Raw genomic sequence first — 21,466 nt, forward strand, 5'->3', positions numbered from 1 at the left:
AGGTCCTCCTCAGGAATTCATCGCTTGCCAGACGCGCGAAGGCGACAGCGGCATGTCGATATGGGTGATATCCTTGCCAGCGCGTTGCAAGGCGTCAACCACCGCGTTGACCACAGCGGGCGGCGATCCGATGGCCCCGGCTTCGCCGCAGCCCTTCACACCCAGCGGGTTGTGCGTGCACGGCGTCTGACACGAATGATCGACCCGATAGAACGGCACATCGCTGGCGCGCGGCATGGCATAGTCCATATACGACCCTGTCAGAAGCTGGCCATTTTCGTCATAGACCGCGCCTTCCAGCAGGGCCTGACCCACGCCTTGCGCGATGCCGCCATGCACCTGCCCCGATACGATCATCGGGTTCACCACGTTGCCGAAGTCATCGGCGGCGGCAAAGCTTTCGATGGTCACCTTGCCGGTGTCGGGGTCCAATTCAACCTCGCAGCAGTAGGCGCCCGACGGGTAGGTGAAGTTGGACGGATCGTAAAAGGCCGTTTCTTCCAGCCCCGGTTCGATGTCTTCCAGCGGATAGTTGTGCGGTACATAGGCGGCCATACACACATCGCCCCAGGCCACCGACTTGTCAGTGCCGGCCACGCTGAACGCGCCATCTTTCAATTCGATATCCGCATCGGCAGCTTCCAACAGGTGAGCTGCGATCTTTTTGGCCTTGTTGATGATCTTTTCGGTCGCCCGAACCATGGCCGACCCCCCCACCGCCAGCGAGCGCGACCCATAGGTGCCCATACCCATCGGGGTATTGGCGGTATCGCCATGCACGATTTCAACCTGGTCGGCGTCGATCCCGATCATTTCGGCGATCACCTGCGGGAAAGACGTCTCGTGCCCTTGCCCGTGGCTGTGCGAGCCGGTCATGACGACCAGACCGCCTGTCGCGTTCACGCGAACCGTGGCCGATTCATACAGCCCCGCACGCGCGCCCAGTTGCCCGGCAAGGTTTGACGGCGCAATACCGCAGGCTTCGATATAGCAGTTGATGCCCAGACCGCGCAGCTTGCCGCGCTTTTTGCTTTCGGCAAGACGCTTGTCAAAGCCAGCGATGTCCGCGATTTGCTCTAGCTTGTCCATTGTCGCGACGTAATCGCCGGTGTCGTATTCCACCGCCACCGGGGTGGCATAGGGGAATTCGGTGATAAAGTTCTGGCGCCGCAGGGCGATCGGATCGACCCCCAGTTCGCGCGCGGCTTTATCCACCACCCGTTCGACCTGATACGTCGCTTCAGGGCGGCCCGCACCGCGATAGGCATCGACCGGCACCGTGGTGGTGAACACCCCCTTGACGTTGGTATAGATCAGCGGGGTCTTGTAGTTGCCCGCCAGCAATGTGCCATGCAACCACGTCGGCACGGACGGCGCGAAGGTGGACAGATAGGCCCCCATGTTGGCGTAAGTTTCCGAGCGCAGCGCGGTAAAGTTGTTATCCGCATCCAGCGCCAGGTCGATCCGGGTCACGTGGTCGCGGCCATGCGCGTCCGACATGAAGGCTTCCGAGCGGGTCGACGTCCATTTGACCGGGCGACGGAGTTGCTTGGCCGCAAAGGTGCAAAAGGCTTCTTCGGCGTAGTGGAAGATCTTGGTGCCAAAGCCTCCGCCCACATCGGGGGCGACCACGCGCAGCTTGTGTTCGGGGATGCCCAGCACGAATGCGCCCATCAAAAGACGGATCACATGCGGGTTCTGCGACGTGGTGAACAGCGTGCTTTCATCGGAATGCTGGGCGTAATCGCCCACCGCCACGCGCGGTTCCATCGGATTGGCGATAAGGCGGTTGTTGACCAGTTCCAGCGTAGTGACATGGGCCGCGTTGGCGATGGCCTCATCCACGGCCGCCTTGTTTTCTTCGACAAAGCCCCAGTCGAAACACAGGTTGTTCTTCAGATCGTCGTGGATCTTGGGCGCGCCCTCTTGCACCGCTTTCTTCATGTCGACCACGGCGGGCAGCTCGTCAATGTCGACAACCACCGCTTCGGCCGCGTCGCGGGCCTGGACTTCGGTTTCGGCCACAACGGCGGCGACGATTTCACCGACATGTCGCACCTTGCCCTGGGCAATCACCGGGTGGACCGGCTCTTGCATCGGCTCGCCATGCTTGTCGGTCACTTGCCAGCCGCAGGGGATGCCGCCCACGCCTTCGAAATCCGCCCCGGTGAAAATGCGCACCACCCCGGGCATAGAGGCCGCGTCGGATGTATCCACATTCGTCAGTGTGCCATGTGCGATCTGGCTGCGCACAAAGACCACATAGGCCTGGCCGGTCAGGTTGATGTCGTCCGTATACCGGCCTTTGCCGGTCAGGAACCTTACGTCTTCGCGCCGTTTGGTACTGGCGCCGATGCCACCATCTTTGGGCATTGGGTATCCTCCCTGAGAAATTGAGTGCGCCGGGGCGCTTATTCCGCTGCGATCTGGCTGACATCCTGACCGGACGCCGCCATGATGGCTTTCACGATGTTGTGGTAGCCCGTGCAGCGGCAGATGTTCCCTTCAAGATGGTGGCGCACATCGGCTTCGGTCGGCTTGGGGTTGTTTTTCAGCAGATCGGCCGCCGCCATCACCATACCGGGGGTGCAGAAACCGCACTGAAGCCCGTGGTGATCCTGAAACGCCTGCTGGATCGTGTTGAGCGATCCGTCCTCGGCCTCCTGGCCTTCGATCGTGCTGACATCCTGACCGTTTGCCTCGATCGCAAAGATCGAGCAGCTCTTCACCGCTTCGCCATTCACATGCACGGTGCAGGCGCCGCATTGGCTGGTATCACAGCCGACATGGGTCCCGGTCATACCCTTGCCACGCAGAAAATCGACGAGCAACGTACGCCCCTCGACCTCGCCGCTGACCTGGCGGCCGTTCACGTTGATGGTCACTTGTGCCATTGGTATCCTCCCTGAAATTCCCGAGCGCATGACGACACGCGTATGACGACACGATCACCCATGCGCGCCCGGTTCGCCTTCACCCTAGTGAGCGCGCACGCCCAGCCCAAATAGTCCTTTGGTCTGATTTTGGACGAAACAGAGGCGCATGGCCTGCGGCAATCGCCGCAAAATGCGGAGCGCGCCCTTCGCAACGGGACGGTCGCGAAAGGTCAGTCGTGCGGGCGCAGTCGCTTGAGGTCGGTCGCGCGGTGTCAGGAAAATTCGGGGGCTGGCAGTATTCGGAGGGCTGGCAGTATCGGGGTTCGCCATTCGCCTGCGCGGTGCGCCCGGGATCATTCGCTCGGGCGGCCGCACGGGGTCATTCGCGCGGGCGGCCGCAAGGGGTCATTCGCGCGGGCGGCCGCGCTGTGGAATTTCCTTGAGCAATCCCCCCACGCCCATCGCGGCGATGTCGCGGTCGGTCACGTCGATCCCGCAGACCACCCGCTCCAGCACCCAGTCCGCCCCGTTCAGCGCCGGCGATCGCGCGCAGCCGGGCAGTCCGATCACAGGAACCGCGCCAAGCCCGCCCGTGAACAACAGGTTGCCGGGATCGACCGGCATGCCAAAGCGTGTCACCTGCCCGCCCGCCTGGCGCAGCGCTTCGGGCGCAGTGTCACGCAGGTCTGACGTGGCCGAGGCTGTCAGCACCAGCACGATGTCCCCTTGCGCTTCGGCAATGGCGGCGGCCAGCGGATTGACCTCGTGCGGGACGTGGACAACCTCGCACAGATCCATCCCCATACGCTCCAGCCGTGCCCGAATTGCCGCCTCCCCCTTTGTCGGGCCGCCGTCCCCGATCACCGTTTCGATCAGCGTGGCGCTGCGCATGATCACCGGGCGCACACGAAAGGCGTCGGCCAAAATCGCTTCGACCTCGCGCAGCGATGTGCGCGGCACGCCGTAGGAAATGATCTTGACCGTCGCCAAAAGCGCCCGGTCCCACACGCGCGCGAATTGCGGCACCGTGGCGACGGTGATCATCGGATCAATCAGGTTGGCGCGCGCGATTGCCTGCGCGTCGAACGCCGCCACCCCCGGCCCGATCGCATGGATGTTCACCCGGCCGGTGCTGGCCCGCCCGACGCGCACGAAGGCTTCGGATGGATCGGGCACCATGGCCCGCGCCACGCGCGTGGCCGCGTCGTTCTCGCCTACGTCGTGGGTCTCAAGGCGCGCGACAGTGACCGTATCCAGCCCGGCCTCGCGCAGCGCCTCGATCTCGGACGGGCCCAGCACCAGGCCCTTGCGCAGGCGGGTGTCCCACAGCGGGATCGAATGGGCCAGGATCGCGCCTTCGGCCTGGTCCAGCGGGCAATCGGCGAAGATCATCCCTTGCGCAGCCTCTGTGTAATTTCCGCCATGATCGAGATCGCGATTTCCGCCGGACTGCGCCCGCCAATATCCAATCCCACGGGCGCATGAATGCGCGCGATGTCGTCGTCTTCAAAGCCCTGTTCCTTCAGGCGGGCCACGCGCTTGGCATGAGTGCGGGTCGACCCGAGCGAGCCCAGATAGAACACATCAGATTTCAGCGCCTCGATGATCGCCGGATCGTCGATTTTCGGATCATGCGTCAGCGTCACCACCGCCACGCGCGGGTCCAGACCATGGGCACGCATGGCTTCGTCTGGCCAGTCATTGCTGATGGTTTCGCCTGGAAAGCGCGCCGGCGCGCCGAATGCTTCGCGCGGGTCGATCAGGGTCGCATCATAGCCCGCCAGCCGCGCCATCTTCATCAACGGCTGGGCAATATGCACCGCCCCGACCACCACCATGCGCAGGGGCGGATTGTGCACGCCCACAAAGGTAACGCCGTCTTCTTCGAACCCCGATTTGTCGATCCGAAAACGCGCCGCGTGCTCAGGCGGCGTGGCCAGCGCCTGCGCGCCCGTTTCGGTGTTCAGAACATAGGCCACCTGGCTGCGCTTGGCGCGGGCGTCACAAAGCGAGGCCAACATGTCTTCGGGCAGAGCGGTACCGATGGGTTCAACCATCACGCGGATCCGCCCGCCACAGGCCAATCCCACGGCGAACGCCTCGTCGTCGCTGACACCGAATTCCAGCATCAGCCGGTCGCCATTGCCCTGTAGCGCGTCGATCGCTTCGACCACCACCGCGCCTTCCACACACCCGCCCGACACCGAGCCTTCGATCTGGCCGTCCCCGGAAATGGCCAGCTGGCTGCCCACCGGGCGCGGCGCGCTGCCCCAGGTTTCGATCACCGTGGCCAAGGCCGCGCCCGTGCCCGCGCGATGCCATTCCAGCGCGATTTCGGGAATGCGATCATGTTGAACGTCGATCATGTGGCCCCTCCTTGATGGGCAGAATGATCCGGGTGGGCGCGGGATGCAAATCGGGAAATGGTCGTAAGGGGAATGGCGCGATCAGCGCCGTTATCGACGGTGCCCAAAAATGCGCAAAAAAAGCGCCGCCTGCCAAGAAAAAGGCCTGCGGCGCAAGATATCTCCGGTGCCAACGCACAAGCGCCGGAGCTGGGAAATGTCTGGCACGGGAGCACCAGGGAAGTTGTCGTGCCCGCGTTTGACCGGAAAGCCATGTGCCATCCACATCTGTGATCATGGGGTGAGTCGGCGTCGCGCCCATTGATCTGGGTCAAGCGCGGAAATTTGTTCCACTTGATCCGGGACCATCCGCGCGCAGCATGGCCATCATCCGGTCGCGCTCGCCCCGGTCATCGGGGCGCGACAGGGCCGCCGCCAGCGCGCTGAGCGACGCGATATTGTGGCCGGCGCGAAAACTGTCCACATGGGGCATCAGCGCCCGGATCCCTTGCGCCTTGGGCGCAAACCCATCAAAGCGCATCAGCGGATTCAACCAGATCAGCTTGCGCGAGGACAGGTGCAACCGTTCCGCCGCGCGCGCCAGGTTGGCCGGGTCGTCGCGGTCCAGCCCGTCGGTAACCAACAAGACCACGGCCGCCTGGCCCAGAACACGGCGCGACCAGTCGCGGTTGAATTGGTGCAGGCACTGGCCGATGCGCGTGCCGCCCTCCCAATCCTGCGCCTCGTGGCCGACGGATTTCAGCGCCGCATCGACATCGCGTGTGGCCAGGTGCCGGGTGATGTTGGTCAGTTGCGTGCCGAACGTGAAAGCATGGACCTTGGCCCATCCCGCCCCCTGCTGGTTGGCCACGGCATGCACGAAATGCAGGATGATCCGGCTATAGGTGGCCATCGATCCCGAAATATCGCACAGAACCACCAGGTTCGGCCAACGCACGCGCCGATCCTGTTTTTCCAGCCGCACGATTTCGCCCCCCTTGCGCATCGAGCTGCGAATCGTGGCGCGCTGCGCAATCCGGCCGATCTGGCGCGACTCCATCCGGCGGGATTTGATCGGTGGAACGGGCAGTTCCAACTTGGCCAGAACGCGCTTTGCCTCGGCCATTTCGGCATTCGACATCTGCTCGAAATCCAACGTGCGCAACAACTCGTCGCCCGATGCGGTGGCGCTGGCGTCGATTTCGATCTCGTCGCCGTCTTGCTCTTCGCGCTCGGGCATCTCGGGCTTGGCGCCGTCCACAAGCGCCTCTGTGGCGCGTTTTTCGGCAGCTTCGGCCGCCTTTTCCTCTTGCACCCCGCGCACCGACGGCAACATCATCGACATCATATGCTCCATGTAGCGCGGGTCGCGCCAAAAGAGCCGAAAGAGCTGCGCATAAACCCGGCGCTGTTCGGGGCGGCTGACAAAACAAGCCTGCAGCGTGTAAAAAAAATCGCGCCTTTCAGTGAACCCTGCGGCCTCGACGGCGCGGATGGCATCGATCACGCGGCCCGGCCCCACCGGCACCCCGGCCACGCGCAGCGCCCGTGCAAAATGCACGATATTATGTGCCAGCTTGCCGTCTTCGGGGATATCGAGATCGGCAAATTCCATGCCTCAGCCGCGCGCCTGCTGATCAATAGTGCACCCGCCACCGGCCTTTGTCAGGGCGGCGGCGCGCGGGAAATTTGTCGAAAGACGAAACATCATACCGGCACGGATTCGGCGCGCACTTCTTCAAGCAGGCGCGTGGCCTCGGCCCCCTGGATTTTTGCGATATCGTCCTGGTATTTCAGGATCGCGCCCAGTGTATCCGCGATCACATCGGGTGACAGGGAAATCACGTCGAGCGCCAACAGGCATTTCGCCCAGTCGATGGTTTCCGCGACGCCAGGGTTCTTGAACAGATCCTCGGTGCGCAGTTTCTGGACAAAGGCGACAACCTCGCGCGACAGGGTCTCAGTCGCTTCGGGCGCGCGGGCGTGCAAGATTTCGATTTCGCGCGCGAAGGTGGGGTAATCGACCCAGTGATAAAGGCAACGGCGCTTGAGCGCGTCGTGCACTTCGCGGGTACGGTTCGATGTCAGAATCACGATGGGCGGTTCGGGCGCCCGGATGGTGCCAAGTTCGGGGATCGTGACCTGGAAATCCGACAGGGCCTCTAGAAGGAAGGCTTCGAACGGCTCGTCCGTCCGGTCCAATTCATCGATCAACAACACGGGCGCGCCGCCCGCTTGCGGACGCATGGCCTGCAACAAAGGGCGCTCGATCAGGTATTCTTCGGTGAACAGCTCTGTCTTCAGAACATCGCGGTCGGCGCCCCCCGCAGCTTCTGCCGTGCGGATCGCCACCATCTGTTCGGCGAAGTTCCATTCATAGACCGCGCTTGCCGCATCCAAACCTTCATAGCATTGCAGACGGATCAAGCGGCGGCCCAGGGCGGCGGCGATCGATTTGGCAATTTCGGTCTTGCCAGTGCCGGCCTCGCCTTCCAGGAACAGCGGCCGGCCCAGTTTCAGCGCCAGAAAGGTCACGGTGGCCAGCGCGCGGCCGCAGACATAGTTCTGTGCGGCCAGCATTTCCTGGACAGCATCGATGGAGGTAGGGTTTTGCATGCAGGTCTCCTTGGGGTGCATTGCTGCACCTTGGGCGGGCGCGGTCAAGTGATCCCAAAGTCGTGCGCCCGCTGCGTCCAGTCTGCGCCCAGTCTGCGCACAGTCCTCGCCAAGTCCGCTCACAGTCCCAGAGTGGCCCGCAGGCTATTGTGAACAACCACCTGCGGCGCTAGAAGACGCCGAACAATTTTTGCGGAACAATGTTTCACGGAAGGACATGATGAACGCACCACAGCCCAAGTTGGCCCCGCATAGCAAACCCGACCTGGAAAGCTTTCAGTGGGATGACGCGCTGTTGCTGGATGACCAGCTGAGCGAGGACGAGCGTATGCTGCGTGATGCCGTGCGCGACTTCGCCCAATCGACCTTGCAGCCGCGCGTGACCGAAGCTTATGCCAACGAAACCGTCGAACCAGGCATCTTTCGCGAAATGGGACAAGCGGGCCTGTTGGGCATCACCGTGCCCGAGCAATACGGCGGGCTTGGCGCAAACTACGTGACATATGGCCTTGCCGCCCGCGAGGTCGAGCGCGTGGACAGTGGGTATCGTTCGATGATGTCGGTGCAGTCATCGCTGGTGATGTACCCGATCTATGCTTACGGCTCTGAGGAGCAGCGGCAGAAATACCTGCCCGGCCTGGCCTCGGGCGAATTGATCGGCTGTTTTGGCCTGACCGAACCCGATGCGGGCAGCGATCCGGGCGCAATGAAGACACGCGCGACCAAGACGGACGGCGGCTATGTGCTGAACGGCGCCAAGATGTGGATCTCGAACGCGCCGATTGCCGACGTGTTTGTGGTTTGGGCCAAGTCCGACGCGCATGGCGGCAAGATCCGTGGGTTCGTCCTGGACAAGGGCACCAAGGGGCTCAGCGCCCCCAAGATCGAAGGCAAGCTGAGCCTGCGCGCCAGTGTGACCGGCGAAATCGTGCTTGAGAATGTCGAGGTGGGCGAGGATGCGCTGCTGCCATTCGTCGAAGGGCTGAAGGGCCCGTTCGGTTGCCTGAACCGCGCGCGCTACGGCATTAGCTGGGGCGCCTTGGGGGCGGCCGAATTCTGCTGGCACGCTGCCCGGCAATACGGGCTGGATCGCAAGCAATTCAATCGTCCGTTGGCGCAGACACAGCTGTTCCAGAAGAAACTGGCCGACATGCAGACCGAAATCACCCTGGGCCTTCAGGCATCCTTGCGCGTCGGGCGACTGCTGGACGCGGCCAAGGCCGCGCCCGAGATGATTTCCATCGTCAAGCGCAACAACTGTGGCAAGTCGCTGGACATTGCGCGCATGGCCCGCGACATGCACGGCGGCAACGGCATCAGCCAGGAATTCCAGGTGATGCGCCACATGGTGAATCTGGAAACGGTAAACACCTATGAGGGCACGCATGACGTGCACGCGCTCATCCTGGGGCGGGCGCAAACCGGGTTGCAGGCGTTCTTCTGATCTGCCGATCGCCTGCGCTGGTCTGACCGGCGCAGGCAACCAATAGCCCCCGACAGAAAGACCGGTTGCAACGCCATAGCGCCCACGGCCGGCGGTCTGCCCGAGACAGTCAAACCAAAACCATGCCGGCGCCGTTGACCTTGGCCAGCCCGCCTGCCAAGACTGTGCCATGACGCGCTTTCTTGCCATTTTGACTGTCCGCAACGAAGGGGCCTTTCTGCTGGAATGGCTGGCCCATCACAAAGCGGTCGGCTTTACCGATTTCCTGATCTTTTCCAATGACTGCGCAGATGGCACCGATGCCATGCTGGATCGGCTTGCGGCGATGGGCGAAATCACCCACGTGCCCAACCCCGGCCCGCATAAACGTGGTCCCCAGTGGGATGCGCTCAAAACGGCGGCGGATCATCCTGCGCTGCACGCTGCCGATTGGGCCATGGTCATGGACGTGGACGAATTCGTGAACGTACACGTGGGCAACCACACGCTGACAGCCCTGCTGAACGCCCTGCCCCAGGCCACGGCCATCCCCCTGACCTGGCGCGTATTCGGCAACGCCGGCGTGGTCAGTTTTACCGACAAGCCGGTGACCGAAACCTTTACCCGCGCTGCGCCCAAGCGGCTTCTCTGGCCATGGCGGGCGTCAATGTTCAAAACCTTGTTCAAGCTGGACGGCAGTTACGCCAAGCTGGGCGTGCACCGCCCGCGCGCCATGGCCACCGGCGCCACCCCCCGCTGGTTTGACGGGGCGGGCCGCGAACTTGGCCCCGACATGTATGAGGGCCGGCCATTTTCCCAGCCGGGTCAGGACAACTACGCTCTGGCCCAGCTGAACCACTATCCGCTGGGCGCGATGGAAAGCTACATTGTCAAGCTGGATCGCGGACGGGCCAACCGCGCCGATGAACCTGTGGGCATGGACTATTGGTGCGAACGAAACTGGTCCAGCGCCGAGGATCATTCAATTGCCGCCATCACACCGATGCGCGATCCGATCTGGGCACGCCTTGCCGCAGACAACGAACTGGCCGATCTGCACGCAGGCGCCGTGCGCTGGCGGCGGGACCGATTCCATACCCTGATGCAACAAGAGCGCTACCGCCAGCTGTTCGGGCGCCTGGCAATGACCCCGCCAGCACGCGAAATTCCCGCCTCTGTGGTTAAAATGATCATTCAGGCGGCACAGAACGCCGCCAGAACCCGGGATTGACCACGTTTACGAAACAATCTGTTTTCTTCCGATTAACCTGCGGTCGCTACGTTGCAGCTATCTGGGCGCCGAACTACGTTTATGTCACCACAAACGCACGGGGGCGCTGCCATGGTCGAGGTCATTATGCCTGATGGAACCGAGTTCACCGTGAACCAAGACACCGTGAGCCACGACGTTGTCGAATTAACCCGCGAAGGCTGGCACGCCGCGCTTGAAGACATGGCCGAAGAACGTGGCTATTGCGAAAAGCTGGGGTCCGAGCACACGGCCCTTTTTACCGATCGCGGCTCAACCCTTTTGGTGACGTTCGAAACCACCACCCGCATCATGGAGGCGGACGGCGACGGTTTGCCCTATGGCTGGTCCCTGGCCGATAAATACGGCTGGTCGCAACTGTGCATTCTCGCGGATGAACGCACGTGGTTCCGCGATCACCATGTCATCGGCTACTTCGACCGGCTCGTGGATGAAGCGTTTTTCGAAGATTTCGACCGCGTCGTTTTCTTCGGGGCTGGCGATTGCGGCTATGGGGCGGCGGCCTTTTCCGTCACGGCGCCCGGTTCGACCGTTGTTCTGCTGCAACCCCAGGCCACGCTGGACGCCCGAGATGTGCCCTGGGACGACCGCTACCGCAGTGATCGGCGCCGGTTTCTTGGCGACCGCTACGCCTATGCGCCCGATATGGTCGACGCTGCCGAACAGGTGTTTGTGCTTTATGATCCCGAACAGGATCTGGACGCCAGCCATGCTGCCCTGTTCCGCCGGCCCCATGTCACCCGTCTGCCGCTGCGCTTTGTCGGCCAGCGAGTGGACCTGGCGATGGCCCAAATGGATCTACTCGACCCGACCCTGCAGGCCGCGGCCGATGGTACGCTCAGCGCGCAAAGCTTTTGGAAAATGTACCGCCCCAAGCGGCGCGACTATCTTCCCGTCATGCGCCAATACCTGCACCGGCTGATCGAAACGGAAAAAAACCGCGCCATCGTGCTCTTGGCCCGCCATGTCATCCGGTCCCATAACGCGCCGCGCTTTCGACGCGCAGGCGATGCCGCCGTGCGCAACCTGGCGAAATCCGGCGTGACGATGGAGCTTGTACCGGCCGAAACGGACACCCCCGTCAGCTGAGCCCGCCCTGCTCGATCACGAAGCGCACGATGTCGGGCACGCCCTGCCCGGTGCGCACCCCGGCCATGACATAAGCGCGCCCTGCGCGCGCCGCTTGGGTGTCGCGCTCCAGCTGCTCGCGGTCCACGCCGACATAGGGGGCCAGATCGACCTTGTTGACCACCAGCAGATCCGACCGCGTCACCCCCGGCCCTTTCTTGCGGGGAATATCCTGCCCTGCGGCCGTATCGATGACATAAATCGACAGGTCTGCCAGTTCCGGCGAAAAGGTCGCGGCCAGGTTATCCCCCCCGCTTTCGATAAAGATCACGTCCAGATCGGGAAACGCGGCGATCAGATCGCTGACGGCGGCAAGGTTGATCGATGCATCTTCGCGGATCGCCGTGTGCGGGCACCCGCCGGTCTCCACGCCGCGTATCCGTTCGATCGGCAGGGCTTGCGCCCGCATCAGGTATTCGGCGTCTTCGCTGGTGTAGATATCGTTGGTGATCACGGCCAGCGAATAGTCCGGCGCCATGGCGCGGCACAGTTGTTCGGTCAGGGATGTCTTGCCGGCGCCGACCGGGCCGCCGATGCCCACGCGCAGCGGGCCATTTGGGGACGTCATGGGTGTTCTCTCAGGGTTGTTGTCAGAAAAATCATGGGGTTGACCGGGTAAACCGGCGCAAAAAAGCAGTTATCGATCCGCCACAATGGCGCGTCAGCGCTGGATCGCATGTCCGACCCGGCAGGCGCCAACCGGCCCACAGCCCGCCCCGAAACCCTGCCGAACCGGGGCCCCCGATTGCCCAGCGCACCGATCATGACCGGAATATCCTGACATCCATCGTTTCATGCAAGGCCGCGCCCAGATCCGCACGGATCGTGGCCCCACCCAGATCGTCGCGCCCGGCCGTCGCGGCCCAAGCGGCCAGATCGTCAATCGCGCCGTGTAGGCCCCCCAGGGTCACCTGCCCCTCAGTCTGGCCCAACGGGATGAACCGCACCCCGGCACTGACAAGGTTGGCGGCAAAGCCATGCAGGTAAAGCGCCGTGACCTGCGCCGTATCCAGCGACAGTCTGCGCGCGGCTTGCCCAACCGCGACGGGCAGCGCGGCTGGCGCTACGCTGTGACCCATGGCCGTCACGGTATCGGCAAAGGCGCGCCCTTGGGCAGAGGTTTCTTCCCACCGCTCGCGCGTGGGGGCAAGGGCGCGCGCCAGCGCGGCCATTTCGGCGGCGTCCGCGCCCCGGTGGGTCATTGACAATAACACCGCATCGTTGCGCCCTGCCCCCAATTGCACGATATCCAGAAGCCAGCCCTGTAACCCGTCGGCATCGCGCACCTCGCCCGCGGCCACCGCCTGTTCCAGCCCATGCGAATAGGCAAAGGCGCCCAACGGAAAGGCAGGCGACAGCCATTGGGTCAGCGTCAGCAGGTCAGCCGTGCTCATGCGACGGATCGTGGCTGTGGGCGTGTCCGTGAACATGCGTGTGATCGTGACCCTGGCCGTGATGATGTCCATGATCGTGCAAAGGCCCGTGATCATGCCCCATGGTCCGCCCGTGCCCATAGGCCCCGCCTTCGGGGCGGAAGGGTGCAGTGATTTCGGTGATCTGGGCGCCCAGGTGTTCCAACATGCGCCGTAGCACCGGATCATGGCGGATACGCAAGGCGCCGGCGTTCACTTCGCACGGCGTGTGACGATTGCCGATGTGCCAGGCCAGCCGCGGCAGATCGCCAGTGATTTCCAGCAGCGGCTCGGGCGCCGCGCGTACGGTGATGTGCCCGCCACCAGGCAGCACCAACGCATCGCCATCATCCAGCGAGGTGGTGCGCGGCAAATCCACAAGGAAAGAACGGCCTTGATCGGTGGTCAGACGCTTGCGGCGCAGCATGCGCGCGTCATAATCGAGGGTCAGCGTATCGCCCGCCCCGCCGGCCCCGTGGGCAATTTCCTGGCACACAGGTAAATCTGTCATTTCAGCCCCACTTTGAAGGTTTTTAAACGATTCCAGTTCAACATGGATCTGACCTGGTTGGAAGGAGTGTGCACATGTTCATGGATCGATCCCCGGCGGATGAGCTGGCCCGTATTCGCGCGCGGATCGCCGAATTGCGCGCGCGTGAAGCCGCGCTCAAGGCCGCGTTCATCGAAGGAAACGAAACCGGACGATTCGAAGGCTTCGCCCATGACGTGGTCGTACAACGGACCGAACAAGAAGTTTTCGACATCACGCGCCTTCCAGGCGAGATTCTTGAAAACCCGCTGTACTATCGCACCCGTTTCGTGACCGAAGTGCGCACTGAACCAAAAACCGGGGCGTTTCTGGACCTGTCGCGCACCGGCAGCTGGAATATCGATAGTGATGGCGAGGGCATCGAACCGCGCCGTGCCTGACACGCCGGTCTGCATCAGAACATGAAATAGCGCTGCGCCATCGGCAGTTCGCGGGCCGGCGCACAGGTTAGTAATTCGCCGTCTGCGCGGACCTCATAAGTTTCGGGGTTCACATCGATCTGCGGTGTCGCATCGTTCATCACCATCGACGATTTGCCGATGCCGCGCGTGTTTTCCACCGCCAGCGTCGATTTCGCCAAGCCCAACGTTTGGGCAATACAGTCAGAGTTCGCCGCATGGCTGACAAACGTGACCGCGCTGCGTTCGACCGACCGGCCAAAGGCGCCGAACATCGGGCGCGAATAGACCGGTTGCGGTGTCGGGATCGACGCATTCGGATCGCCCATTTGCGCCATGACAATCGTGCCGCCGATCAGCGACATTTCCGGTTTGACCCCGAAGAATGCCGGCGACCACAGCACCAGATCGGCGCGCTTGCCGACCTCTATGCTGCCGATGTGCCTGGACATGCCGTGCGCGATGGCGGGGTTGATCGTGTACTTGGCAATATAGCGTTTTACGCGGACATTATCATTATCGCCATTTTCGTCCGCCAGCCGACCCCGTTGTTTTTTCATCTTGTCCGCCGTCTGCCAGGTGCGGATCAGCACCTCGCCCACCCGGCCCATGGCCTGACTGTCCGACGCGATGATCGAAAACGCGCCCATGTCGTGCAGGATATCTTCGGCCGCGATGGTTTCCTTGCGGATGCGGCTTTCGGCAAAGGCCACATCTTCGGGGATGGATTTATCCAGATGGTGACAGACCATCAGCATATCCAGGTGTTCTTCAAGCGTGTTGACCGTGTAGGGCCGCGTCGGGTTCGTCGAAGATGGCAGCACGTGGTCTTCGCCCACCACCTTGATGATGTCGGGCGCGTGTCCGCCTCCGGCCCCTTCGGTATGAAACGCGTGGATCGTGCGCCCCTTTATGGCGTTGACGGTGTTTTCCACAAAGCCGCTTTCGTTCAGCGTGTCGGTGTGGATCATCACCTGCACGTCCATGTCGTCGGCCACGGACAGGCAGCAGTCTATGGCGCCGGGGGTGGTGCCCCAGTCTTCGTGCAGTTTTAGCGCGCAGGCCCCGCCGCGCACCATTTCGACCAGCGCGTCCGGCTGGCTGGCGTTGCCCTTGCCGGCAATGCCGAAGTTCATCGGAAAGGCATCCAGCGCCTGCAACATGCGCCCGATATGCCACGGCCCCGGCGTACAGGTGGTGGCCAGCGTGCCATGCGCGGGGCCGGTGCCCCCGCCCAGCATCGTGGTGATGCCCGAATGCAGGGCGTCTTCGATCTGTTGCGGGCAGATGAAATGGATGTGGCTGTCAAAGCCGCCGGCGGTCAGGATACGCCCTTCGCCCGCGATGACTTCGGTGCCCGGGCCCACGATGATGTCGACATTGGGCTGGGTGTCGGGGTTGCCGGCCTTGCCGATACCCACGATCTGCCCGTCCTTCAGGCCCACGTCCGCCTTGTAGATGCCGGTTACATCGACAATCAGCGCATTGGTGATCACCGTGTCCACCGCGCCGCCCGCCCGCGTCACCTGAGATTGCCCCATCCCGTCGCGGATCACCTTGCCGCCACCAAACTTCACCTCTTCGCCATAGGTGGTCAGGTCGCGCTCGACCTCGATGATCAGATCGGTATCGGCCAGACGCACCCGGTCGCCCGTGGTCGGCCCGTACATATCGGCATATGTCGCGCGAGAGATTTTTGCAGGCATGACAGTCCCTTTGTTCAGTGTGCGGCATTCAGTGTGCGGCCAGGGCCGCGTGTTCGTTCAGCGGTGCGAGCGGAATCGGGGAACGGCGGCGACAGCGTGCGCGCAGACTGGCCGCAACCCGGCTGCGCACGCCCGCACTATCTGGGCCGGCGCACGTGTCGGTCAGCGCCGGGCGCGGCGCATCAAAGCGTTGGAACAGGGGCACGGCGGTCATTTGACGCGCGGCCCCCGCTTGATCAGCCGGCGCGAATTGGCGCGGGTCTTGCGGCGCAACGGTCGGATGGCGGCGCTGGCCACCTGGTCGGGGCGCCCCCCGCCTGTCGCAACCTTGGCCGCGCCCCACGCGCTTTCGGTGAAGGCCTGGGTCTTTTCGGTGACCATGCGGGTGTGTTCGTTCGGCGTGACGGACCAGACCCCGGCCATCCCCCATAGCCGCAGCGCCACAACCGTCTGCGCCTCAACCGCAAGATAGGTCAGGTCCAGACCAAGCGTCCACAGATCGAAAGGCGAAGCGGCACGTTTCATTCCAATGCCCCCATGACAGCCTGGTTGAAACCATAGACTGTGCGCTTGCCCAACAGGGGGATCAAAGACACCTCGCGGGTCTGGCCCGGTTCGAACCGCACCGCCGTGCCCGCAGCGATGTCCAGACGCTGGCCGCGCGCTGCATCGCGGTCGAAAGACAGCGCGCTGTTGGTTTCGGCGAAATGATAGTGGCTGCCCACCTGCACCGGACGATCCCCGGTATTGGACACCTCAAGGACCGTCACCTCCGCCCCTGCGTTCAATTCGATCTGGCCATCGGCGACCAGATATTCCCCAGGGTTCATCGGCGTTGCTCCTTCGTATCGTTGCGTTGCCCGCGTCTCAGCGGATCGGATGGTGGACCGTCACCAACTTGGTGCCGTCGGGAAATGTTGCTTCGACCTGCACTTCGTGGATCATCTCGGCGATGCCATCCATGCATTGTTCGCGCGCCACCACGGTTGCCCCTGCTTGCATCAGATCGGACACGGATCGCCCGTCGCGCGCGCCTTCGACCACGTAATCCGTGATCAGCGCGATGGCTTCGGGGTGGTTCAGCTTGACGCCCCGCTCCAGCCGGTTGCGCGCCACCATGGCCGCCAGGCTGACCAGCAGCTTGTCCTTTTCCCTAGGTGTCAGGTTCATTCCCGCTTCCTCATAGTTGCCAGACGCGCGGCAGGTCAGCGCCGCGCAGCTGTGTCAATATCGCCGCCAGTGCCCGGCGCAAGGGCCAGCCGTCGCCCGCCATCGCACGGATCACCAGCTTGCCGTCCCATGCGCTGGCCGCCGCCTGGACCCCGTCCAACCCGTCCAGCACCTGCCGGGCCGGGCCAAGAGCGTCTTGCGCCCCGGGCGCAACCAGCGCCACCGTTGTCACGGCCCGCGCCCCGCCCAGAACGGCCCCGGATGCGCGCCGAGCAAGGGCGCGCGCGCCCAGCGCCAGCGGTTCGATCAGCACCGGGGCGCCGTCACGCCAGACTTCGCGCCGGTCAGCCAGATGCAGCGCGGCGATCGTTTCGCCCATCGCCTTGCGGCCCAGGATGATCGTTTCGACCATCAATACCGACGCATCCCCAGCCAGATCGACCCGTGTCTGGCGCGCCAGGTTCGACCCTTCGAACAGGATCGTTTCTTGCGGCAACCAGTCCAGCCGCGCCCCGGCCGCCACCGACAAGGCCACGCCCACCTGCGCCGCGCCGCCCGCGCTGGCATAGGCACGCTCGGCCGTCTGGGTTGTGCCCACGACATGCGCGCCCGACTCAATCTGCAATTCGTAGGACAATCTGTCTCCACCCGTCAGCCCGCCTGCGGTGTTCAGAAACACCACCTCGGGCACCGGCCCGTGGATGCGCGGCAGCATCGCCTTGGCCGACCCGGACTGGTGCAGATCGCGCAGCCCGCGCGCGCCCACACGCACAAAAGCCCGCCCACGGGTGCGCTGCATCACTGGCGATGTCTGGTCGAGCATCGGGGTCCTTTCGCCGATCGTCCGCTCTAACCTACTGCCGCCCCGCCGGGCCGCAATATCCGACGCTCTGGCGCCCCAAAGAAACGCGCATGCCCACACCGCGTTGCCCAAGAATTAGGCACACCGCGCGGCGCGCGATTTGCCCGTGGTCCCCGCCTGAAAGGCATGTTAACCCATGCGTCATGACCGACACGCTGACGATTTGCCGCCCCGATGACTGGCACCTGCATTTGCGCGATGGCGCGATGCTGAAAGCCGTGCTTCCCGAAACCGTCCGCCATTTTGGCCGCGCGATCATCATGCCCAATCTTGTGCCCCCGGTCGTGACCGGCGCACAGGCGCTGGCCTACCGCGAACGCATTCTGGCCGCCGCCCCCGGCGTGGGGCTGTTCGAGCCGCTGATGACACTCTACCTGACCGAAGACACCGATCCCGCGGATGTGGCCGAAGCCCATGCCAGCGGTCTGATCAAGGCGGTCAAGCTTTACCCCGCCGGGGCCACCACAAACAGCGCCTCGGGCGTGAACGATTTCGACAAGGTGCGTCCGGTGCTGGAAAAAATGGCCCAGATCGGCCTGCCCCTTTGCGTGCACGGCGAAGTGGTCAGAGATGATGTCGATATCTTCGACCGCGAGGCGGTGTTCATCGACACCGTGCTGGATCCGCTGCGCCGCGCCACGCCCGGCCTGCGCGTGGTGATGGAACATATCACTACCAAGGACGGCGTTGATTATGCCCGCGACGCTGGCCCGTCGGTGGGCGCCACGATCACCACGCATCATCTGGTCATCAACCGCAACCACCTTCTGGTCGGCGGGATCAAGCCGCATTACTACTGCCTGCCCCTAGCCAAGCGCGAAACGCACCGGCTGGCCCTGCGCGCCGCCGCGACCTCGGGCGATCCGACGTTTTTCCTTGGCACCGACAGCGCGCCGCACCTGGACAAGGACAAGGAATCGGCCTGCGGCTGCGCGGGCTGTTTCACCGCGACCAACACCATGTCGATCCTGGCCGAAGTGTTCGAACAGGAGGGCGCGCTGGACAAGCTGGAAGGGTTCACCGCGCACCACGGTCCGGCATTTTATGGCCTGCCGGTCAACGAAACGACGATCACCCTGACCAAGGGCAGCCCGGTGCCCTACCCCGCCAAGATCGACACGCCCGAGGGGCCTTTGACGGTGTTCGATCCGGGCTTTGCGCTGCACTGGCGCGTTGAGGCCTGAAAATGAGGCCTGAAAATCGGCCTTGCCCCGGAGCGGGATATTTAGGAACACAAGAAAACTGCATCAGAAAGGCCCGCCGATGATCCCTTCGTCCTATCCCGCAAGGGAAGAAATCGCCCGTCTCACAGCGCGGATGCTGCTTGAAATCGGCGCGGTCAATTTCAATACGGACGAACCTTATACGCTGGCCAGCGGCCTGCCGTCGCCCAGCTATATCGATTGCCGCAAGCTGATCAGCTTTCCGCGCATCCGCGCGACGCTGATGGATTTCATGGCCGTGACGGTGATGCGCGATGCGGGCTTTGAAGCCTTTGACAATATCGCGGGCGGGGAAACCGCGGGCATTCCCTTTGCCGCCATGGTGGCCGAACGGCTGGCGCTGCCGATGACCTATGTGCGCAAAAAGCCCAAGGGCCATGGCCGCAACGCGCGGATCGAAGGCGCGATGAGCGAAGGCCAGCGCGTGCTGCTGGTCGAGGATCTGACCACCGACGGCGGATCGAAACTGTCCTTCGTGGACGCGATCCGCGAAACCGGCGCGACCTGCGGGCATACGGCCGTGATCTTCTACTATGACATCTTCCCCGAAACGGTGAAATCGCTGAGCGATCACGGGGTGCAGTTGCACCACCTGTGCACGTGGTGGGATGTACTGGCCGAAGCGCGCGCCCAAGGCGCCTTCAGCGCCGCCACCCTGAGCGACGTGGAAAGCTTCCTGAAGGCCCCGCGTGCCTGGCAAGAGGCCCGGATGGCCCAAAGCGGGTCACAAAAATAGCTGTGGATAAGCTGCGGGGATGGGCTGGGGACAAGCCCCACGATTCGGAGTATTCGAATCAACATCTGGATTGTATGATTGCACCCGCAACAAGATGAACAGGCAATGACTGCCCCGCGCTTTTTGATCCACAGGGCTTACGGGCAGTTACCCACAGAATTATCAGCCTAGTATTCCCGGGCCCGCTTGCCGTATCCAGTCGGGCAAACACCGGGGGGCAGGTGAGCAAAATGAACGAAATCGCAAAAGTCGCACCGTCAGGCGCGGATCAGGGGGACATCCCTGCCGCGCCCCATTCCATCGAAGCCGAACAGCAACTGCTGGGCGCGCTTTTGACGAACAACGATCTGTATGATCGCATCGCATCGATCGTGAAGGCCGAACATTTCTACGATCCGGTGCATCGGCGCATCTACGAGGCATGCGCGCTCAAGATCTCCAAGAACACGCTGGCCACGCCCGTCACGCTCAAGGCCGTGTTCGAAGAAGACGACGGGTTCAAGGAACTGGGCGGGCCGGCCTATCTGGTGCGCCTGGCCGGCAGCGCCATTTCGTCATTCGCCGTGCGCGACTATGCGCAGATGATTTATGATTTCGCCCTGCGCCGCCAGTTGATCGAACTGGGCAACGAAATCACCGGCAAGGCGCAGAAGGTCGATATCGAAAACGATCCGGTGGACCAGATCGTACAGGCCGAACAGGCGCTTTACGGGCTGGCCGAACAGGGCCAGACACAAAGCGGCTTTGTGTCCTTTCTGTCGGCCGTTACCGATGCGGTCAATGTGGCCAATGCCGCCTATCAGCGCGATGGCGGGTTATCGGGCATTTCGACCGGCCTTGTGGACATGGACAAAAAGCTGGGCGGGCTGCATCCGTCAGACCTGCTGATCCTTGCCGGGCGCCCGTCGATGGGCAAAACATCGCTGGCCACCAACATCGCCTACAACATCGCCAAGGCCTACAAGAAGGGCAAAAAGCCCGACGGCACGGAAGGCACCATCGAAGGCGGTGTCGTGGGCTTTTATTCGCTGGAAATGAGCAGCGAACAGCTGGCCGCCCGGATCCTGTCCGAAGCGGCCGAAGTGCCGTCGGAACAGATCCGCCGCGGCGACATGACCGAAGCCGAATTCCGGCGCTTTGTCGAAGCCGCCAAGGAACTGGAATCCTGCCCCCTGTTCATCGATGACACCCCCGCCCTGCCGATCAGCCAGCTGGCCGCCCGCGCCCGCCGCCTGAAACGCAGCCACGGGCTGGATGTGCTGATCGTCGACTATCTGCAACTGGTGCGCGGCACGGGGCGCAACGACAACCGCGTCAACGAAATCGCCGAAATTTCCATGGGGCTCAAGGCGATCGCCAAGGAACTGGATATCCCCGTGATCGCGCTGTCGCAGCTGTCGCGTCAGGTGGAAAGCCGCGACGACAAGCGCCCGCAACTGTCGGACTTGCGTGAATCAGGCTCGATCGAGCAGGACGCCGACGTGGTCATGTTCGTGTTCCGCGAAGAATACTACAAGGAACGCGAAAAACCCGGCGATCACGAACTGGACAAGATGGTCGCCTGGCAAGAGGAAATGGAACGCCTGTACGGCAAGGCCGAAGTGATCATCGGCAAGCAGCGCCACGGCCCCATCGGCACGATCGAGCTGAGCTTCGAAGGCCAGTTCACCCGTTTCGGCAACCTGGTCAAACCCTATCAGCAGGTCCAGGGCAACGACGGATACTGATCGCGCCGCGCGGCCCAAGTTTTC

General features: G+C 63.2%; 21 protein-coding genes. 7 read left to right on the forward strand and 14 right to left on the reverse strand.

Annotated features, from left to right (window positions below):
• Positions 1 to 9 precede the first annotated feature (9 nt).
• The 6 genes from ACP2AV_RS09005 to ACP2AV_RS09030 form a co-directional block, all read right to left on the reverse strand.
• A complete protein-coding gene (locus ACP2AV_RS09005; protein ID WP_426372344.1) occupies positions 10 to 2,373 on the reverse strand; it encodes a xanthine dehydrogenase family protein molybdopterin-binding subunit in 2,364 nt (787 codons plus the stop codon).
• A 38-nt stretch (positions 2,374 to 2,411) separates the two neighbouring features.
• The gene (locus ACP2AV_RS09010) at positions 2,412 to 2,894 is read right to left on the reverse strand and encodes a (2Fe-2S)-binding protein (RefSeq protein WP_426372345.1); all 483 of its coding nucleotides are present in this window, start codon (positions 2,892 to 2,894) and stop codon (positions 2,412 to 2,414) included.
• Between the two features lie 387 nt (positions 2,895 to 3,281).
• Positions 3,282 to 4,268, reverse strand: coding sequence for a molybdopterin-binding protein (locus ACP2AV_RS09015; RefSeq protein WP_426372346.1), 987 nt, complete (start codon positions 4,266 to 4,268; stop codon positions 3,282 to 3,284).
• Positions 4,265 to 5,242: an XdhC family protein gene (locus ACP2AV_RS09020; protein WP_426372347.1), complete on the reverse strand. Its 978-nt coding sequence runs from the start codon at positions 5,240 to 5,242 to the stop codon at positions 4,265 to 4,267. Before ACP2AV_RS09020 ends, ACP2AV_RS09015 begins: the two co-directional genes overlap by 4 nt.
• 310 nt (positions 5,243 to 5,552) lie before the next feature.
• Positions 5,553 to 6,836 carry a vWA domain-containing protein gene (locus ACP2AV_RS09025; RefSeq protein ID WP_426372348.1) on the reverse strand — a complete coding sequence of 428 codons (1,284 nt, stop codon included), beginning with the start codon at positions 6,834 to 6,836 and terminating at the stop codon, positions 5,553 to 5,555.
• 92 nt (positions 6,837 to 6,928) lie between these two features.
• The gene (locus tag ACP2AV_RS09030; RefSeq protein WP_426372349.1) at positions 6,929 to 7,837 is read right to left on the reverse strand and encodes an AAA family ATPase; all 909 of its coding nucleotides are present in this window, start codon (positions 7,835 to 7,837) and stop codon (positions 6,929 to 6,931) included.
• Between the two features lie 220 nt (positions 7,838 to 8,057).
• Between ACP2AV_RS09030 and ACP2AV_RS09035 the strand changes: the two genes are divergently transcribed.
• The 3 genes from ACP2AV_RS09035 to ACP2AV_RS09045 all read left to right on the forward strand — a co-directional run bounded on the left by ACP2AV_RS09035 (position 8,058) and on the right by ACP2AV_RS09045 (position 11,619).
• Positions 8,058 to 9,281 carry an acyl-CoA dehydrogenase gene (locus ACP2AV_RS09035; protein WP_426372484.1) on the forward strand — a complete coding sequence of 408 codons (1,224 nt, stop codon included), beginning with the start codon at positions 8,058 to 8,060 and terminating at the stop codon, positions 9,279 to 9,281.
• 169 nt (positions 9,282 to 9,450) lie between these two features.
• The gene (locus tag ACP2AV_RS09040) at positions 9,451 to 10,491 is read left to right on the forward strand and encodes a glycosyltransferase family 2 protein (RefSeq protein WP_426372350.1); all 1,041 of its coding nucleotides are present in this window, start codon (positions 9,451 to 9,453) and stop codon (positions 10,489 to 10,491) included.
• Positions 10,492 to 10,602: 111 nt separating this feature from the next.
• A complete protein-coding gene (locus tag ACP2AV_RS09045; protein WP_426372351.1) occupies positions 10,603 to 11,619 on the forward strand; it encodes a phosphoadenosine phosphosulfate reductase in 1,017 nt (338 codons plus the stop codon).
• Here ACP2AV_RS09045 and ureG read toward each other — a convergent pair.
• From ureG to ACP2AV_RS09060, 3 genes are all read right to left on the reverse strand, one after another.
• The gene (gene ureG, locus ACP2AV_RS09050; RefSeq protein ID WP_426372352.1) at positions 11,612 to 12,226 is read right to left on the reverse strand and encodes an urease accessory protein UreG; all 615 of its coding nucleotides are present in this window, start codon (positions 12,224 to 12,226) and stop codon (positions 11,612 to 11,614) included. The genes ACP2AV_RS09045 and ureG overlap by 8 nt on opposite strands.
• Positions 12,227 to 12,419: 193 nt before the next feature.
• On the reverse strand, positions 12,420 to 13,088 hold the full coding sequence (locus tag ACP2AV_RS09055; RefSeq protein ID WP_426372353.1) for an urease accessory protein UreF: 669 nt from the start codon (positions 13,086 to 13,088) through the stop codon (positions 12,420 to 12,422).
• Positions 13,039 to 13,581 carry an urease accessory protein UreE gene (locus ACP2AV_RS09060; RefSeq protein ID WP_426372354.1) on the reverse strand — a complete coding sequence of 181 codons (543 nt, stop codon included), beginning with the start codon at positions 13,579 to 13,581 and terminating at the stop codon, positions 13,039 to 13,041. The genes ACP2AV_RS09055 and ACP2AV_RS09060 overlap by 50 nt, the downstream gene beginning before the upstream one ends.
• Before the next feature lie 74 nt (positions 13,582 to 13,655).
• Between ACP2AV_RS09060 and ACP2AV_RS09065 the strand changes: the two genes are divergently transcribed.
• Entirely contained in the window at positions 13,656 to 14,000 is a 345-nt protein-coding gene (locus ACP2AV_RS09065; protein ID WP_426372355.1) for a hypothetical protein, read from the forward strand.
• Between the two features lie 14 nt (positions 14,001 to 14,014).
• Here the strand turns inward: ACP2AV_RS09065 and ureC are convergent, their stop codons facing one another.
• From ureC to ACP2AV_RS09090, 5 genes are all read right to left on the reverse strand, one after another.
• The gene (gene ureC, locus ACP2AV_RS09070) at positions 14,015 to 15,724 is read right to left on the reverse strand and encodes an urease subunit alpha (protein WP_426372356.1); all 1,710 of its coding nucleotides are present in this window, start codon (positions 15,722 to 15,724) and stop codon (positions 14,015 to 14,017) included.
• Between the two features lie 210 nt (positions 15,725 to 15,934).
• Positions 15,935 to 16,249: an antifreeze protein gene (locus tag ACP2AV_RS09075; protein WP_426372357.1), complete on the reverse strand. Its 315-nt coding sequence runs from the start codon at positions 16,247 to 16,249 to the stop codon at positions 15,935 to 15,937.
• Positions 16,246 to 16,554, reverse strand: coding sequence for an urease subunit beta (locus tag ACP2AV_RS09080; RefSeq protein WP_426372358.1), 309 nt, complete (start codon positions 16,552 to 16,554; stop codon positions 16,246 to 16,248). The genes ACP2AV_RS09075 and ACP2AV_RS09080 overlap by 4 nt, the downstream gene beginning before the upstream one ends.
• Before the next feature lie 37 nt (positions 16,555 to 16,591).
• Positions 16,592 to 16,894, reverse strand: a complete 303-nt coding sequence (locus tag ACP2AV_RS09085) for an urease subunit gamma (protein ID WP_426372359.1) — start codon at positions 16,892 to 16,894, stop codon at positions 16,592 to 16,594.
• Positions 16,895 to 16,904: 10 nt separating this feature from the next.
• Positions 16,905 to 17,717, reverse strand: coding sequence for an urease accessory protein UreD (locus ACP2AV_RS09090; RefSeq protein WP_426372360.1), 813 nt, complete (start codon positions 17,715 to 17,717; stop codon positions 16,905 to 16,907).
• 182 nt (positions 17,718 to 17,899) lie between these two features.
• Here ACP2AV_RS09090 and pyrC point away from each other — a divergent pair, with 182 nt between their 5' ends.
• The 3 genes from pyrC to ACP2AV_RS09105 all read left to right on the forward strand — a co-directional run bounded on the left by pyrC (position 17,900) and on the right by ACP2AV_RS09105 (position 21,442).
• Positions 17,900 to 18,940 (forward strand): dihydroorotase, encoded by a 1,041-nt coding sequence (pyrC, locus tag ACP2AV_RS09095; RefSeq protein ID WP_426372361.1) that lies wholly within the window; start codon positions 17,900 to 17,902, stop codon positions 18,938 to 18,940.
• 79 nt (positions 18,941 to 19,019) lie between these two features.
• Complete coding sequence (locus tag ACP2AV_RS09100) at positions 19,020 to 19,715, forward strand: orotate phosphoribosyltransferase (RefSeq protein ID WP_426372362.1); 696 nt, start codon at positions 19,020 to 19,022, stop codon at positions 19,713 to 19,715.
• Between the two features lie 230 nt (positions 19,716 to 19,945).
• On the forward strand, positions 19,946 to 21,442 hold the full coding sequence (locus ACP2AV_RS09105; protein ID WP_426372363.1) for a replicative DNA helicase: 1,497 nt from the start codon (positions 19,946 to 19,948) through the stop codon (positions 21,440 to 21,442).
• The last annotated feature ends 24 nt before the right edge of the window (positions 21,443 to 21,466 follow it).

The organism is Aliiroseovarius sp. PTFE2010 (assembly GCF_049943335.1).
Taxonomy (GTDB): domain Bacteria; phylum Pseudomonadota; class Alphaproteobacteria; order Rhodobacterales; family Rhodobacteraceae; genus JBNFVY01.

Bases quoted from the DNA above. Each gene is read 5' to 3' on its own strand.
- ACP2AV_RS09005 (WP_426372344.1), bottom strand. From the start codon at position 2,373: ATGCCCAAAGATGGTGGCATCGGCGCCAGTACCAAACGGCGCGAAGAC.
- ACP2AV_RS09010 (WP_426372345.1), bottom strand. From the start codon at position 2,894: ATGGCACAAGTGACCATCAACGTGAACGGCCGCCAGGTCAGCGGCGAG.
- ACP2AV_RS09015 (WP_426372346.1), bottom strand. From the start codon at position 4,268: ATGATCTTCGCCGATTGCCCGCTGGACCAGGCCGAAGGCGCGATCCTG.
- ACP2AV_RS09020 (WP_426372347.1), bottom strand. From the start codon at position 5,242: ATGATCGACGTTCAACATGATCGCATTCCCGAAATCGCGCTGGAATGG.
- ACP2AV_RS09025 (WP_426372348.1), bottom strand. From the start codon at position 6,836: ATGGAATTTGCCGATCTCGATATCCCCGAAGACGGCAAGCTGGCACAT.
- ACP2AV_RS09030 (WP_426372349.1), bottom strand. From the start codon at position 7,837: ATGCAAAACCCTACCTCCATCGATGCTGTCCAGGAAATGCTGGCCGCA.
- ACP2AV_RS09035 (WP_426372484.1), top strand. From the start codon at position 8,058: ATGAACGCACCACAGCCCAAGTTGGCCCCGCATAGCAAACCCGACCTG.
- ACP2AV_RS09040 (WP_426372350.1), top strand. From the start codon at position 9,451: ATGACGCGCTTTCTTGCCATTTTGACTGTCCGCAACGAAGGGGCCTTT.
- ACP2AV_RS09045 (WP_426372351.1), top strand. From the start codon at position 10,603: ATGGTCGAGGTCATTATGCCTGATGGAACCGAGTTCACCGTGAACCAA.
- ureG (WP_426372352.1), bottom strand. From the start codon at position 12,226: ATGACGTCCCCAAATGGCCCGCTGCGCGTGGGCATCGGCGGCCCGGTC.
- ACP2AV_RS09055 (WP_426372353.1), bottom strand. From the start codon at position 13,088: ATGTTCACGGACACGCCCACAGCCACGATCCGTCGCATGAGCACGGCT.
- ACP2AV_RS09060 (WP_426372354.1), bottom strand. From the start codon at position 13,581: ATGACAGATTTACCTGTGTGCCAGGAAATTGCCCACGGGGCCGGCGGG.
- ACP2AV_RS09065 (WP_426372355.1), top strand. From the start codon at position 13,656: ATGTTCATGGATCGATCCCCGGCGGATGAGCTGGCCCGTATTCGCGCG.
- ureC (WP_426372356.1), bottom strand. From the start codon at position 15,724: ATGCCTGCAAAAATCTCTCGCGCGACATATGCCGATATGTACGGGCCG.
- ACP2AV_RS09075 (WP_426372357.1), bottom strand. From the start codon at position 16,249: ATGAAACGTGCCGCTTCGCCTTTCGATCTGTGGACGCTTGGTCTGGAC.
- ACP2AV_RS09080 (WP_426372358.1), bottom strand. From the start codon at position 16,554: ATGAACCCTGGGGAATATCTGGTCGCCGATGGCCAGATCGAATTGAAC.
- ACP2AV_RS09085 (WP_426372359.1), bottom strand. From the start codon at position 16,894: ATGAACCTGACACCTAGGGAAAAGGACAAGCTGCTGGTCAGCCTGGCG.
- ACP2AV_RS09090 (WP_426372360.1), bottom strand. From the start codon at position 17,717: ATGCTCGACCAGACATCGCCAGTGATGCAGCGCACCCGTGGGCGGGCT.
- pyrC (WP_426372361.1), top strand. From the start codon at position 17,900: ATGACCGACACGCTGACGATTTGCCGCCCCGATGACTGGCACCTGCAT.
- ACP2AV_RS09100 (WP_426372362.1), top strand. From the start codon at position 19,020: ATGATCCCTTCGTCCTATCCCGCAAGGGAAGAAATCGCCCGTCTCACA.
- ACP2AV_RS09105 (WP_426372363.1), top strand. From the start codon at position 19,946: ATGAACGAAATCGCAAAAGTCGCACCGTCAGGCGCGGATCAGGGGGAC.